Raw genomic sequence first — 13,805 nt, forward strand, 5'->3', positions numbered from 1 at the left:
TATGCGAAAAAAAATAATGCTTGTTTTTGGAACCCGTCCCGAGGCTATAAAAATGGCTCCGTTGATTAGGGAGTTTCAGAAATATCCCGATAAATTTCATGTTCTTGTTTGTGTAACCGGGCAACACCGGCAAATGTTAGATCAGGTTCTTCGTCTGTTTGAAATAAGACCCGATTATGACTTGAATGTTATGAAAAGCAATCAGGACTTATACGACATAACATCCAGCATATTAACGGGTATGAGGGATGTGCTGAAGCAGTCGCAACCCGATTGGGTGATTGTACATGGCGACACAGCCACTTCCACGGTAACCGCGTTGGCTGCTTTTTACCAGAAAATACCGGTAGCGCATGTCGAAGCAGGGCTGAGAACACACAACATGTACAGCCCTTGGCCGGAAGAAATTAACCGTCAAATCACAAGCCGGATAGCCACATACAATTTTGCACCTACTCCCTTAAGCAAGCAGAACCTGTTGGATGAGGGAATCAAAGAAAACAGTATTTCAGTAACAGGAAATACGGTTATTGATGCGCTGTACTGGGTTACTCAAAAAATAAAAACCGATAAAAACCTTCGGAAAGAGATCGAGGAAACCCTAATCCGGAGTGGGTTGCCCGAAAAAATGGGCGGAAGCCTTACCCCGCAACTTGTATTAATTACCGGCCACAGGAGGGAAAATTTTGGTGAAGGATTTACACATATTTGCCAAGCAATAAAAACGTTATCGGAAAAGTTCCCCGAAACTCATTTCATTTACCCAATGCACCTTAATCCGAATGTGCGCGAAACCATTCGTGAGGTGTTTAGTGATGATAAGCACGAAAACCTCCATTTAATAGAACCCCTGGATTACCTGCCTTTTGTCTACCTCATGGAAAAGAGCAGGTTGATCCTGACCGACAGTGGAGGAATTCAGGAAGAAGCTCCAGGCTTAGGTAAGCCGGTTCTGGTCATGCGGGATACCACGGAGCGTCCCGAAGCACTGGAGGCCGGGACAGTCAGGCTGGTCGGAACGAACTACAGCCTGATTGTGTCAGAAACCTCCCGGCTTTTATCGGACGATAGCTATTATTATTCTATGTCAACCAGAACCAATCCATACGGTGACGGCAAGGCATGTGAACGTATCGTTGAGAAAATGTTGGAAATAGCATGAACGTACTTATAATCAGCACATCCGATATTCACGGCGGGGCAGCCATTGCAGCTTTCCGGTTGATGAATGCTCTCCGTGCCAAGGGGGTAAGGGCGAAGATGCTGGTTCGTGATAAACGTTCTGACAATGAGTATATTATGCAAGCAGGCGGCAAAATTCAAAATAACCTGCATTTTTATGGGGAGCGCGGACAAATATTTTTGCAAAACCGGTTATCGCGGGAGAACCTTTTTGATGTTTCCATCGCCAATACCGGAATTTCCGTTACCCGGCTTCCCGAATTTAAGCGAGCTGACATTATTCATCTACACTGGATCAATCAGGGGATGTTATCGATCAGCGAAATCGGAGAGATCCTTGCCAGCGGTAAAAAGGTGGTGTGGACGATGCACGATATGTGGCCCTTCACCGGAATTTGTCATCATGCCGGACCGTGTGCACGCTTTCATCATTCATGCGGAAATTGTCCATACTTGAAAGCTCCATTGGAGAACGATCTTTCTCACCGGATTTTTCGAAAAAAACAGACGGCATACGATCAGGGAAAAATAGAATTTGTGGCCTGCAGCCAGTGGCTTGGAAGGCTAGCAGAAAAAAGTCCACTTACAACAGGACGCCGGGTAGTTTCTATTCCAAACCCCATCGATACGCAAAGGTACTTTCCCAAAAATAAGGAGGAAGCAAAACAAAAACTGGGCTTACCTGCGGACAAAAGGATTATTTTGTTTGCCGCGGTTAAAGCTTCCGACAAACGAAAAGGGATGGACTACTTGATAGAAGCCGGCAAACGACTTAACAACAAAGAGGTGCTGTTTCTGATTGCCGGGACAAACGGGAACGAAATTGCACAGCAACTGCCGGCCTTGTCCGTGAATACCGGATTTGTTGCCCCGGATAGAATGCCGGATCTTTATAATGCTGCCGATGTTTTTGTGACACCTTCACTGCAGGAGAACCTACCGAATACCCTTATGGAGGCTATGTCATGCGGTACACCTTGTGTTGGATTCAATACCGGGGGAATCCCTGAAATGATTGACCACCGAAAAAACGGATATGTGGCCGAATATAAGGACGCTGATGACTTAACCCAAGGTTTGCAGTGGATCCTTTTTGAAGCTGACTTCCGGCAGCTTTCGGAAAATGCCCGAAAAAAAGTATTGTCGGAATACGCAGAGGAAATAATTGTCAACCGCTATTTAACGATTTATGCAGAACAATCCCAATAATATTACCGATCAGTCGCACTGGGAGGCATACTGGTCGGACTATCAATTTGACAAGATTCCTCGCAGCGTGGTTTTCGGAAAATTTATACCGAAACTCAGCGGAGCCAAAAGTTTTATCGAAATCGGCGGTTTTCCCGGTATTTTTGCGGCGTATTTTTACAAGCAGGGTATTCCGGATGTTACCGTACTCGACTTTTACATGAATACTGCTATCGTCCGTAAGTTTGAGGCGGTCAATAATCTTCCGGAGCATACCATCCGGTGTATTGATGGCGATTTTTTCGAAATTTCGTCCGAAAAAAAATACGATGTAGTCTTCTCATCGGGATTTATCGAACACTTTCAGGACACGCGCGACGTCATTGCACGGCACGTGGACTTGCTCTCGGAAAACGGACATTTACTCCTGCTGGTCCCTAATTTTCTCGGGTTGAACGGAAGAATACAACAATGGTTGGATAGGGAAAATCTGGAAGCACATAACCTGAAATCGATGGAGATCCCACGTTTGAAAGGCATTATGCAGGAATTCGATTTAAAGGAGGTTGAAATTGAATACCTGGGGAAGCCTATGCTTTGGCTGGAGCCGAAACCCAAAAATAAGCGTATCCGAAAATGGGTGAAAATGTTGAGTTATGCCGTTAAACTTTTTCCGGTGAAGGGACGGTTCCTTTCGCCGTTTATTGTTGTTTACGCCCGCAAATGAAATCGCTTTCCGTAATAACCGTTACCTACAACGCAGGAAAAACGTTGGAACGGACGCTGAAAAGTGTTCGCGAACAAACGTATCCGTATGTGGAACATATTATTGTGGACGGAAAATCGAAAGACAATACCCTTGCGTTGATCCAGCAGTATGAGAATCCCAAACTGAAATGGAAGAGTGAGCCGGACAACGGGTTGTACGACGCAATGAATAAAGCCGTAACGATGGCTACGGGTGACTATCTTTGCTTTTTAAATGCAGGTGATATGTTTTTTCTGCCGGAGACAGTAGAGAACATGATGAATTCTTTCGAACCCGCTTCGGCCCCTGACATCTTGTATGGTGAAACGGCTATTGTCGGTGATAACGGGGAATTTTTGTTTATGCGTCGACTAAGTGCACCCGAAACCCTTTCCTGGAAAAGTTTTAAGCAAGGAATGCTGGTGTGCCATCAGGCGTTTATGGTCAAGAAATCGATTTTTGAGCCTTACGACCTGAATTATCGTTTTTCTGCGGATGTGGACTGGTGCATCCGCATGATGAAAAAATCCCGCTACATCCGTAATACACACCTGACGCTTATTAATTACCTGAACGAGGGAATGACTACGGCCAACCGGAAGGCTTCGCTCAAGGAGCGGTACCGGATCATGGTGAAGCATTACGGACAGGTATCAACTTTCCTTCACCATGTTTGGTTTGCAGTGCGAGCCGTAATAAAACCTGAAAAATAACCTCCCCTTTCTCTTAAGTGATGGGGAGAGAAACAGAGATGATGTACAGAAGAAAACTCAACGTTGAGGAACTCAACAGAATAAGTGTTAAAGAATTTCGAGAAGCACCCAAAATCCCCTTGGTGGTGGTGTTGGACAATGTGCGCAGCCGACACAACATCGGTTCGGTTTTTCGCACATGCGATGCTTTCCGGGTGGAGGAGATTATCCTTTGTGGCATTGCTGCCCCACCGCCCGATGCCGAAATTCATAAAACGGCACTGGGTGCTGAAGATTCGGTGAAATGGAGGTATTTCGCGGAACCTATTTCGGCGATTAAAGAATTGAAAACGAACGGGTATACCGTTTTTTCCATAGAGCAGACCCGGAACAGCCTTTCGTTGGAAACCCTGACGTTGGACCGGCGGAGAAGATATGCCGTTATCCTTGGACATGAAGTACATGGTGTGCAACAGGAAGTTGTTGATGCTTCGGACAACTGCATCGAAATTCCGCAGTACGGTACCAAGCACTCACTGAATGTTTCGGTTACGGCGGGAATAGTGATTTGGGATTTTTTCAAACAACTGTCGGAATGACTGTTTACTACGATAATTGGTGCAAAAACTGCACCCGGTTGATGAACCTGATCCGTCAGTTAGATTGGTTTAATCTTATCTCATGCAGAGAGTTACGTAATGAAGAGCATACGAAAATTGCACCCGGGTTGAATCTGACTTTGGCGGAAGAGCAATTGGCATCTGTTCACAAAGGGATATGGAAATACGGATACGATTCGCTGTATCGGACTATTCTCCGGCTTCCGCTGTTCTGGTTGCTTGTTCCGGCTTTCTGGGTATTGAAAATCACCCGGTTGGGCTCTTGTTTGTATAAACAATTGGCTGTAAACAGGCATATAGTTCCGTTGCATTGCCGGCAAAAAGACTGCGAGAGGATTTAACGTTCGTGAGCTGTCCCGCGGCGTTCAGCCTTTACCATTTTGTAAAGCTGGTCGTTTGGGCGGATTTTCTCGGGCGTTTTTATCGAGAAGTGATCGCCTTTAACTGCTTCGGAAACTTGCCTCAAATGGACTCGGATATCTTCTGCCGTCACAAAAACCGCGCCGGTGGTCGGTCCGGTGATCAATAACTCATCGCCTTCCTTAACCGGTTGGGCTTCTACCAAAAATTCCGTAACGCCGATGTTCCCGAAATGCTTAATGGCTTTGCCCACATAAACTTTTCTTTTTGTTGCCCCTGAACCGTACCGGTGCGTCCATTCACCCAACCGTTGGCCGAGGTAATACCCGTCCCAGAATCCGCGATTAAAGACGGTGGCCAGCTTTTCGTTCCATGTATCGATTTTTTCCTGCGAAAACGTATCGTTGCAGTAGGCCTGGGCCGCTTCTTTGTAGCACGAGGTTACTGTCCGGACGTACTCCGGGCCGCGGGCACGGCCTTCAATTTTAAAGACCCGGACACCCGCATCCATCATCTTGTTCATGAAATGGATGGTCTTGAGGTCTTTGGGAGACATGATGTACTCGTTGTCAATTTCCAGCTCGATTTCGCTGTCCTTGTCCTTTACGATATATCCACGGCGGCAAATCTGGTTGCATGCTCCCCGGTTTGCCGACAGATTTTTTTCGTGTAAGCTTAGATAACATTTGCCTGAAACAGCCATACATAAAGCACCGTGCGCGAACATTTCTATGCGTATCAGATCACCCGACGGGCCCTTTATCTGCTGTTCGACGATGTCTTTGTGAATGGAAGCTACCTGATCGAGGTTGAGTTCGCGAGCCAACACCACCACATCGGCAAACTGGGCGTAAAACCGTAACGATTCGGTGTTGGTGATATTCAGCTGGGTAGACAAGTGTACTTCCACTCCAATGCTTCGGGCATACATCAACACCGCCACGTCTGCTGCGATGATTGCTGATAAATTGGCTTCCCTGGCTGCATTCACCACTTTTCGCATCAGCTCCATGTCGTTGTCATAAATAATGGTATTGACGGTCAGGTAACTTTTTATTTTATTTTCCCTGCAGATCTCCGCAATTTTGTGCAGGTCTTCCACGGTGAAATTGTTGGACGACTTGGCACGCATGTTCAGCCCCTCGATGCCAAAATAGATAGAATCAGCACCTCCCTGAATGGCAGCTGTCAGTGATTCGTAGGAACCTGCCGGTGACATGATTTCGTAATCGTGAATTTTTTTCATCTCTGTGATTTTTTGAGATACAAAAATACGACTTTTTACGCAATAGGCATAGAACTATTTGAATAAGGAAACGTTTAACAGATAACAAAACCCTAAAATAGCTATTATGAAAAAGTTTTATTCCCTTCTTTTCTTACTTACACTTTTGGTTTTACTTACAAACTGTTCGCAAGGGAAATCGACATCATCTGACAATCCTGATCGGTTGGATTCAATAGAGATGACTGGAATCCTGAAAAAATATCCTCATCCACAAGGTTATCAAAAATATGTCATTTCCGTGCCCGGGAAGCCTGATGAATCTCAATTTATCGTTGAGATAATCCCGGGTAAGACGATGCAAATGGATGAATGCAACGATTATAGCTTACAGGGTGAGTTTGTAGAAGATTCTTTTGCCGATGAAGATGTGTTACGCTACATTTAACGGTCGGAAGGGGAAGTGGTGCAGACGTTGCTGGGATGTGCAACAGACAGCCTGCACACCGAGTTTGCTCGTGGGATGCCGGTTTTGGTCGATTATAACAGTTTAAGACCCACGGTTGTTTATCTCCCAAAAGATATTGAATTGAAGCATACCGTGTGGAAAGTTGCCGAAATGATTCAGGTTGAGCACGATCCCGAAAATAAGCTCTTTGAAAAACGTCCTTTCGACCTGACTAAAGACAAATACGACGGTTATATATTACAATTGCCAGCAGGCTCTGAAAATTCAAAAATAGAACTTGTTGTAGGTATCACGAAAAAAGTGGATTGCAATCGGCATCGTCTTATCGACGTAACTTTCGGAGATGCCGGAGACATGAATTTTTCTCCCCACATGTTTATGATTTTTGATTCGGACGGTGAAATTGCGTCTACGCAGATGGGTTGCCCAGACAGGGAGCTGACCGGGAAATTTATCTACGGGGAAACAAGAAGGATACCGTATACAACAGATCCCCTGATTATTTTTATTCCTAAAGGATTTGAACTTCGCTACCGGATTTGGGAAAGTGTCGTATAGAAAGTAGCTTTTTCCGTGAATGTATTATTCCAGAAGTTGTTTTGTCCGGTTAAACGACGGTCACTATCTCTGTTTTCTTTATCCGAATAGTGTACGAATTTCAGTCTTTTATCTTTTTTATTGGGCTTAGGACTTTGTTTTTAGCGTATTTTATTGTATCTTTGCCGTCCGAAAAATAATTTTTCGGTTTAAATCATTAATAATTAATTCATTTTAGTATGAACAATTACGAAACCGTTTTCATTTTGACTCCCGTTTTGTCTGATGTACAGATGAAGGAAGCGGTTGAAAAATTCAAGAACCTCCTCACGGACCAAGGGGCTGAAATTGTAAACGAAGAAAACTGGGGATTACGTAAGCTGGCTTACCCCATCGACAAAAAAACAACCGGCTTTTATACGTTTCTGGAATTCAAAGCCGACCCGTCAGTGGTTGCCAGACTTGAGGTAAACTTCCGTCGCGATGAGCGTGTGATTCGTTTCTTAACCATCAAGCAGGATCATTTTGCATTTGAATACGCCGAGAAAAGACGAAACAACAAAGGCGGCAAGAAGCAGGAAGCCCGTATTCAGGATACGGCTAAAGAAACCGTTAAGGCGGGAAAAAAAGTTGAATTAGAGGAAAAGGAGGATTAAAAGATGGCTAAACAATCAGAAATCAGATATTTGACTCCCGTATCGGTGGATGTTAAAAAGAAAAAGTATTGTCGTTTCAAAAAGAACGGAATCAAGTACATCGATTACAAGGATCCCGAATTTTTGAAAAAGTTCCTGAATGAGCAGGGGAAAATTCTTCCACGCAGAATAACAGGTACATCGCTTAAATTTCAACGTCGTATCGCGCAAGCAGTTAAGAGAGCACGTCACATAGCATTGCTTCCGTACGTAACCGATTTAATGAAATAAAAAGAAGGAGGAAAAGTTATGGAAGTAATTTTAAAGGAAGATGTAGTTAATTTAGGCTACAAAGACGATATAGTAAACGTAAAGAAAGGATATGCCCGCAATTATCTTATCCCACAGGGAAAAGCCATCATTGCTACCGAATCTTCGAAAAAAGTGCTGGCGGAAAACCTGAAACAACGGGCTCATAAGCTGGAACAGATTAAAGCAGCAGCTATGGCTCTGGCCGAAAAGATGGAAGGTGTATCCCTTACCATCGGAGCAAAAACCAGTTCCACCGGAACGATTTTCGGGTCGGTTACCAACATTCAGATTGCCGATGCCTTAAAGGAAAAGGGTTTTGATGTGGAAAGAAAAACCATTGTTATAAAAGATTCTGTAAAAGAAGTAGGGAACTACGTGGCTGTCGCCAAGTTGCACAAAGAAGTGTCTGTGGAAATTCCATTTGAAGTAGTGGCAGAATAATATACAAGGAATAATATTTTTTAAAAGCTGATAAAATTTGTATTTATCAGCTTTTTTTTATTACATTTGCAACGATGCGGATATCTGTTGTTTACCGCCAAGAGACACGGAAAATAATGAATTTATTGGTAAAATACGTTCATGTTTCCCGCCAGCAGTTAACTCAGCTAACTGTTAGGGCGGTGGTTTTTTTATTTTTGACAGTTGTTTCGTGTACAAGAACGGGAAACACCACAATTGAGAGCACTGCATTTAAAGACAGTCTGGAGAAAAAAGTATATTCACGCAACTTTCCTGCCGACTCAGTATTACTCCTGCTGAACAGTTTTACGGCATCCAAAAACTACGCCGGTATTTATATCACTAGTTGTGAGCTTGGTAACAGGTATCGGGCACAATCTGACTTTTCCAATGCGATCGACTATCATCAGCAATCGTTAAATGCTGCCCTCCTCTTGAAGGATACAATTTATATTGCACAAGCTTACAACAATATTGGAACCAACCTGAGAAGGATCGGCGTCCTTCCCGAAGCGTCCGACTACCACTATCAGGCCCTTCAGATTACAGAGAGCTTTCAAGATGTCAACGATAAGGCGAACCAAAAAAACAGGGTTATGGCCCTGAATGGTATTGGTAACATCGCGCTTTCCATAAACGATTTTACCGAGGCCGAAAATAAATTCAGGGAAGCACTCAAGGGAGAAGTCACCATCGAAAGTAATCTCGGTCAGGCCATAAACTATGCCAATTTAGGAGCTATTTACCAAATGAGGAAGCAGTATGATTCGGCGTTCTATTATTACGATCTTTCTATGATTAAAAACCAATTGATTGGATCAAAATTGGGGATCGGGCTTTGTCATACGCATTTTGGCGAAATTTTTGAAGATCAAAATGAATATCAAAAAGCAGAAGATGAGTATCGGAAAGCTTATGTTGTAATGGACGGAATGGACGATAAGTGGCATTGGCTTGTCTCTTGCCTGGCCGTTTCCAGGATCAATCTTAAGTTGGACAATTTTGATGAAGCACTCAGGTATCTCGAGAAAGCTAAAGAGACTGCAGAGGAGATCAGATCTCCCGAACATTTGTCGGAAGTCTATGCTTTGTACGAGATGTACTATAGTCGGATCGGAAAATACAGAGATGCGCTAGAAAACAATAAGTTAAGCGTAATGTACCAGGACAGTATCCTTAGCATACAGAAGAATAATCAGGTAACGGATATACGCATCAATTATGAACGCGAAAAAAATTTGAAGTTTATTGATCAGTTGAACAGGGAAAGGGAGATGCAAGTGCGTGAGACCAGAATTATACTTACGGCATCTGCTGCAGCATTATTGTTATTGATATCCTTGTCTGTAACGTTGTGGTACGCTTTTTTACAACGTACCAAGAAAAATAAAACGTTGCGAAAAATAGATAGGGTTAAATCGAATTTCTTCACCAATATCACCCATGAATTCCGGACACCTTTAACAATAATACTTGGACACAGCAGGCAGCTGCAGAACAAAAAAGTCCCGCTTGAAGAAGAAAAGTATTACCTTTCTGCTATCGAGAAACAAGGTGAACAGATGCTGCGTCTGGTAAATCAGCTGCTCGATATAACTAAAATAAGTTCCGGACTGGATAAACCGGTATGGAAAAACGGTAACATTGTAACTTTTATAGGGATATTGATTGACCGGTATCGTTTATTTGCGAACGACAAGAACATATTTATCTCTTTCTATCCCCAAAGTCCACTTATTGAGATGGATTTTGTGCCTAACTATATAACCGACATTTTTCAGAATTTACTTTCCAATGCTATTAAATATACCTCAAATCACGGATTGGTTAGTGTTTTAATTACGGCCGATGAGAAGGATGTGAAATTAAAAGTGACTGATAATGGTGTGGGTATAAGCGAAGATGATTTCGAAAGAATATTCGATCTTTTTTATCAGGTGCCTAATTCGGGAGATAAGCAGGGCAGTGGGATTGGACTGGCTTTTACCAAACAGCTGGTAGAGCATATGAATGGAACCATAGAGGTGAAGAGCCAGCTTAACAAAGGCTCGGAGTTTACCGTTACACTTCCGTTAAGAACAAACGAGAAAGTGAATATCGAGAAATGGGAACCAGGCAGTGATTCACCTTATAATACAAGTTTTTCTGTAGATTGGAAAGATGAATCAAAAGCATGCCAATCAGTATTTGAGGAAGAGGTGCCTCACGTGGATGGCAAACCCTCCATTTTACTGGTAGAAGACAACCCGGATGTCCTCTTTTATGTTCAATCACTTTTAAAAGACGAGTATAACGTCATTGCAGCCGTTGACGGTGTAGACGGTATGGAAAAAGCCCTCAGGCTGATACCCGATATCATCATAACTGATGCGATGATGCCTCGTAAAGATGGATTGACCTTATGTAAAGAAGTGAAATCTTCAACAATTTTAAATCATATTCCGGTTATTGTGATCACGGCAAAGACTACTTCCGAAGATATGCTGACCGGACTTAAGTGCGGTGCAGATGTGTATATCAGAAAACCTTTTCAGCCCGAGGAACTCTTGATCAGAATTTCAAACCTGCTGGAATTTATTAAGGTCATGAAAGTAAAGTATATGAAGGCAGTATTGGAGGAAGGTTCAAAAGAACCTATGGATGCCAATATGATTTTTCTTCATAATGTTACTAATTTAATTTTCAAAAAAATATCCAATCCCAATCTGGGTCCACAACAAATAGCTGACTCATTGAATATTAGTCCTTCGCAGCTTAACCGAAAAGTGAACGCTATTTCGGGATTTTCTTCTTCCGCTTATATTCTTCATGTGAAAATTGACTACTCCAAAAAGTTACTGGCCAAGCGTGACAAAAACATTGGGGAAGTGGCTGAAGCATGTGGCTTTCTTGATGTGTCTTATTTTTCCCGAATATTCAAGAAAATTACAGGAGTTACTCCAACAGCCTATCGAAATCTGCCTCAATAACTTTTGTTTTTTTTAATGATGTTAACATGTTTACATTAAGCTTATTATGTTTTTTGCTACGTCGTTTTAGTACAAATCAAAAGAAGTTAATGTTCAAAATGTCCAAATTTTTGTCAGAATTGTCCTAATTTTTTTTCAAATCCACCCTTAATTTTATCAACGATAAGTCAGCAGATTGTACGGCTTGAATCTTTATCGCAAATAAATTCTATTGTTTTTATTATTAAAATTAATGCACGATGAAAACTTTAAAATCGGTCTTGGAACAAGACTACAGTAAAAAAACAAAAAGTGAACTGATTGAGATGCTTGCGGGGCTGGAAGATGTACTATCCCCTTCGGTATACGAACAGATTAGCGGGATTGATCCTTCTGAATTGCAGGGACTTACAAAAAAAGAAATTATAGACATTATCGACAATTTTAAAACCGGATACGACCAGAAATGGGAGAGCTCTGTCGCCAGAGCTTCATCCGATGCGTTAAAATTAATCTTCGGACAAATGGCTGAAGACGATAAGATTTTTATTACCTCAGATGCTGCCAGTGCAGATTTTGCCGCAGAGCTAGGGAGTATTGATTTCGCAACAATTATTGGTGGACCGTTGGATGCTTGCGTAAAAGCGCAATCGAACGCATCGATAAGCACCGTGAGCTTCATTAACGAGGTGGGATTTGAGACAGACACATCCGGTACAAAAAAACTTAGGATGGCGGAGTTCAAGTACAAGAAAAATGTTCCTAATCCTGAATATGATCCTGCAAATCCGGGTACTACCTCTCCGACAATTCAACAAGATTCAGAAATAAATGTACCGTTTATCGCCTTACTCAATGTACCGAGTTTCCGGATTGAATCGTGCGAGGTGGACTTCAACGTTAAGCTTAACTCTACCTACACGAAAAACGTAAGCAGTGAATTTGGTATCAATGCCGGAGCTTCTGGCGGTTGGGGGCCGGTAAAATTCAAAGTGGATGTTTCCTACAAAAGATCGTCAAGTACAGGTATTAAGGTTGAAAAAGAATATTCTTTAGGCGTCAAGGTCAGGGCAACCAACGATGAAATGCCGGCCGGTCTGGAAAAAGTACTGGGTTTATTGGGTTCAACAAACTAAGATCATGATTAAACTTTCAGACTACCTGGATTATCTCTACAGCGAGATAATCCAGGCTCGTAAAAAAGCAGATGAAAAGTCAGTTCTTGTGGCCAAAGAGTACGCCAACCACGAATACCTGAAGTTTTTTAAGGCTCCGAGATTTGCTTTTCCAGCTATAAAAATGGACATACCATTGAAAGTGAGTGATATAAGTGCTCAGTCGAAATACAACTTCAAGCTCGATGACGAGAAGTTCCTGAATGATTTAAATGAACGAATTGAGGCTGTAAATAAAGAAAAGCAACTGAACATTTCTCCTGTTACGAGAGAGCAGATACAAAATCCCGAATTTAAACAACTCTTTAAAACGCTTGAGAAAAAGGATCAAAAACTGGTTAGAAATATCGGCGACGAAGTAAAAAAACTAGATGTTTCCCCTCAAATCAAATCGTTGAGCCTTGGTGTGTTCAGGCCTCAGGATGTCACCGCTGTGACGGAGGGTCTGGAAATGAAAAGAATATTGTCAGAAGCTATAGCCAATAGTTATTCGTTGGTATCTACCAAGTTGAACGATATCTATATCGACCCGAATACCTCCGGGACGGAAGACAAGGACAAGTTGTTTATTAATCTTCATATTGAGATGGAAGAAGAGGGGCTGCGAATTAAAACGTTTACGGATAAAAATGGCCAAACAATCGAAGAAATCATTTTTGAATAGATGAAAGAATTTATCCATAACAAAGTCAGGGTTATCGACGATTTTTTTGCGGAGTTTAATCAGGTCCAAAAGTTATTTGCCGGAAAATCATTCGATTTTGAGCATCGGTTAAACGCTTTCCTGACTAGATTATCCGATTATTTTGAAAACAGAGGAGAAAGCTCTAAAGAATCGGAAGCTCTTAGGATAAGGAACATGCTCCTAACGGTAAAAAGAGGTTTTGATCCCTCCAAAATGGAAAAGATAAGTTCCGGGAAAGGAGAATTGTTGTGGGGGTTTTCTTACAACGGAATCGAGAGTCTTGACCGGTTGTTGCAGGAGGTTTACAAAAAAGAAATCACAAAACTCGATGAGGGTGAAGAAATTCTCTCCAACTTAATTCTTAACCTTTGTCAACAAGGAGTCTTATCGGACGAAAAGCTGAAAGATCTGGACACTATTCCCAAGATCGAGGTTTACTGGAGCTATCTGCTTTCTCAAAACGGAACTATTTCCGTAATAAACAAAAAACTACTCACGAATTTAATACCGGAAGATATTTACTTGCTTGTCGAAAAAGTTGTTTACAAAATCACTACTCAATGAAAT

General features: G+C 42.3%; 14 protein-coding genes and 2 pseudogenes. 15 read left to right on the forward strand and 1 reads right to left on the reverse strand.

What is annotated here, in order from left to right; all coding sequences use genetic code 11:
* Position 1 precedes the first annotated feature (1 nt).
* Genes wecB through AACM02_RS04375 form a run of 6 tightly spaced genes read left to right on the forward strand, consistent with a single transcriptional unit; the run spans position 2 to position 4,771 of the window.
* Positions 2-1,162 (forward strand): non-hydrolyzing UDP-N-acetylglucosamine 2-epimerase, encoded by a 1,161-nt coding sequence (gene wecB / locus AACM02_RS04350; RefSeq protein WP_332457108.1) that lies wholly within the window; start codon positions 2-4, stop codon positions 1,160-1,162.
* A complete protein-coding gene (locus AACM02_RS04355) occupies positions 1,159-2,391 on the forward strand; it encodes a glycosyltransferase family 4 protein (protein WP_339116172.1) in 1,233 nt (410 codons plus the stop codon). The genes wecB and AACM02_RS04355 overlap by 4 nt, the downstream gene beginning before the upstream one ends.
* Complete coding sequence (locus tag AACM02_RS04360; protein WP_214025305.1) at positions 2,372-3,097, forward strand: bifunctional 2-polyprenyl-6-hydroxyphenol methylase/3-demethylubiquinol 3-O-methyltransferase UbiG; 726 nt, start codon at positions 2,372-2,374, stop codon at positions 3,095-3,097. Before AACM02_RS04355 ends, AACM02_RS04360 begins: the two co-directional genes overlap by 20 nt.
* Positions 3,094-3,831: a glycosyltransferase family 2 protein gene (locus tag AACM02_RS04365; RefSeq protein ID WP_339116173.1), complete on the forward strand. Its 738-nt coding sequence runs from the start codon at positions 3,094-3,096 to the stop codon at positions 3,829-3,831. The genes AACM02_RS04360 and AACM02_RS04365 overlap by 4 nt, the downstream gene beginning before the upstream one ends.
* Positions 3,832-3,872: 41 nt before the next feature.
* Positions 3,873-4,409 (forward strand): RNA methyltransferase, encoded by a 537-nt coding sequence (locus AACM02_RS04370; protein WP_332457176.1) that lies wholly within the window; start codon positions 3,873-3,875, stop codon positions 4,407-4,409.
* On the forward strand, positions 4,406-4,771 hold the full coding sequence (locus AACM02_RS04375) for a DCC1-like thiol-disulfide oxidoreductase family protein (RefSeq protein WP_332457106.1): 366 nt from the start codon (positions 4,406-4,408) through the stop codon (positions 4,769-4,771). The genes AACM02_RS04370 and AACM02_RS04375 overlap by 4 nt, the downstream gene beginning before the upstream one ends.
* Here AACM02_RS04375 and AACM02_RS04380 read toward each other — a convergent pair.
* The gene (locus AACM02_RS04380; RefSeq protein WP_332457105.1) at positions 4,768-6,036 is read right to left on the reverse strand and encodes a peptidase U32 family protein; all 1,269 of its coding nucleotides are present in this window, start codon (positions 6,034-6,036) and stop codon (positions 4,768-4,770) included. The two genes, AACM02_RS04375 and AACM02_RS04380, sit on opposite strands and share 4 nt — an antisense overlap.
* Positions 6,037-6,256: 220 nt before the next feature.
* Between AACM02_RS04380 and AACM02_RS04385 the strand changes: the two are divergent.
* From AACM02_RS04385 to AACM02_RS04425, 9 genes and pseudogenes are all read left to right on the forward strand, one after another.
* Positions 6,257-6,613: pseudogene (locus tag AACM02_RS04385) on the forward strand (ecotin family protein); the annotation flags it as partial.
* 21 nt (positions 6,614-6,634) lie between these two features.
* The gene (locus AACM02_RS04390; RefSeq protein ID WP_339117430.1) at positions 6,635-7,042 is read left to right on the forward strand and encodes an ecotin family protein; all 408 of its coding nucleotides are present in this window, start codon (positions 6,635-6,637) and stop codon (positions 7,040-7,042) included.
* Between the two features lie 218 nt (positions 7,043-7,260).
* Positions 7,261-7,584, forward strand: a pseudogene (gene rpsF, locus AACM02_RS04395) (30S ribosomal protein S6); the annotation flags it as partial.
* Between the two features lie 96 nt (positions 7,585-7,680).
* Positions 7,681-7,947 carry a 30S ribosomal protein S18 gene (gene rpsR / locus AACM02_RS04400; RefSeq protein WP_071136196.1) on the forward strand — a complete coding sequence of 89 codons (267 nt, stop codon included), beginning with the start codon at positions 7,681-7,683 and terminating at the stop codon, positions 7,945-7,947.
* An 18-nt stretch (positions 7,948-7,965) separates the two neighbouring features.
* Positions 7,966-8,409 (forward strand): 50S ribosomal protein L9, encoded by a 444-nt coding sequence (gene rplI, locus AACM02_RS04405; RefSeq protein WP_339116174.1) that lies wholly within the window; start codon positions 7,966-7,968, stop codon positions 8,407-8,409.
* Between the two features lie 116 nt (positions 8,410-8,525).
* Positions 8,526-11,399, forward strand: coding sequence for an ATP-binding protein (locus tag AACM02_RS04410; protein ID WP_339116175.1), 2,874 nt, complete (start codon positions 8,526-8,528; stop codon positions 11,397-11,399).
* 239 nt (positions 11,400-11,638) lie between these two features.
* Complete coding sequence (locus AACM02_RS04415) at positions 11,639-12,514, forward strand: DUF2589 domain-containing protein (RefSeq protein ID WP_332456622.1); 876 nt, start codon at positions 11,639-11,641, stop codon at positions 12,512-12,514.
* Positions 12,515-12,518: 4 nt separating this feature from the next.
* Positions 12,519-13,217, forward strand: coding sequence for a hypothetical protein (locus AACM02_RS04420; protein WP_339116176.1), 699 nt, complete (start codon positions 12,519-12,521; stop codon positions 13,215-13,217).
* On the forward strand, positions 13,218-13,802 hold the full coding sequence (locus tag AACM02_RS04425; RefSeq protein ID WP_339116177.1) for a hypothetical protein: 585 nt from the start codon (positions 13,218-13,220) through the stop codon (positions 13,800-13,802).
* The last annotated feature ends 3 nt before the right edge of the window (positions 13,803-13,805 follow it).

The sequence above is a fragment of the Petrimonas sp. genome (genome assembly GCF_963921705.1).
GTDB classification, from domain to species: domain Bacteria; phylum Bacteroidota; class Bacteroidia; order Bacteroidales; family Dysgonomonadaceae; genus Petrimonas; species Petrimonas sulfuriphila.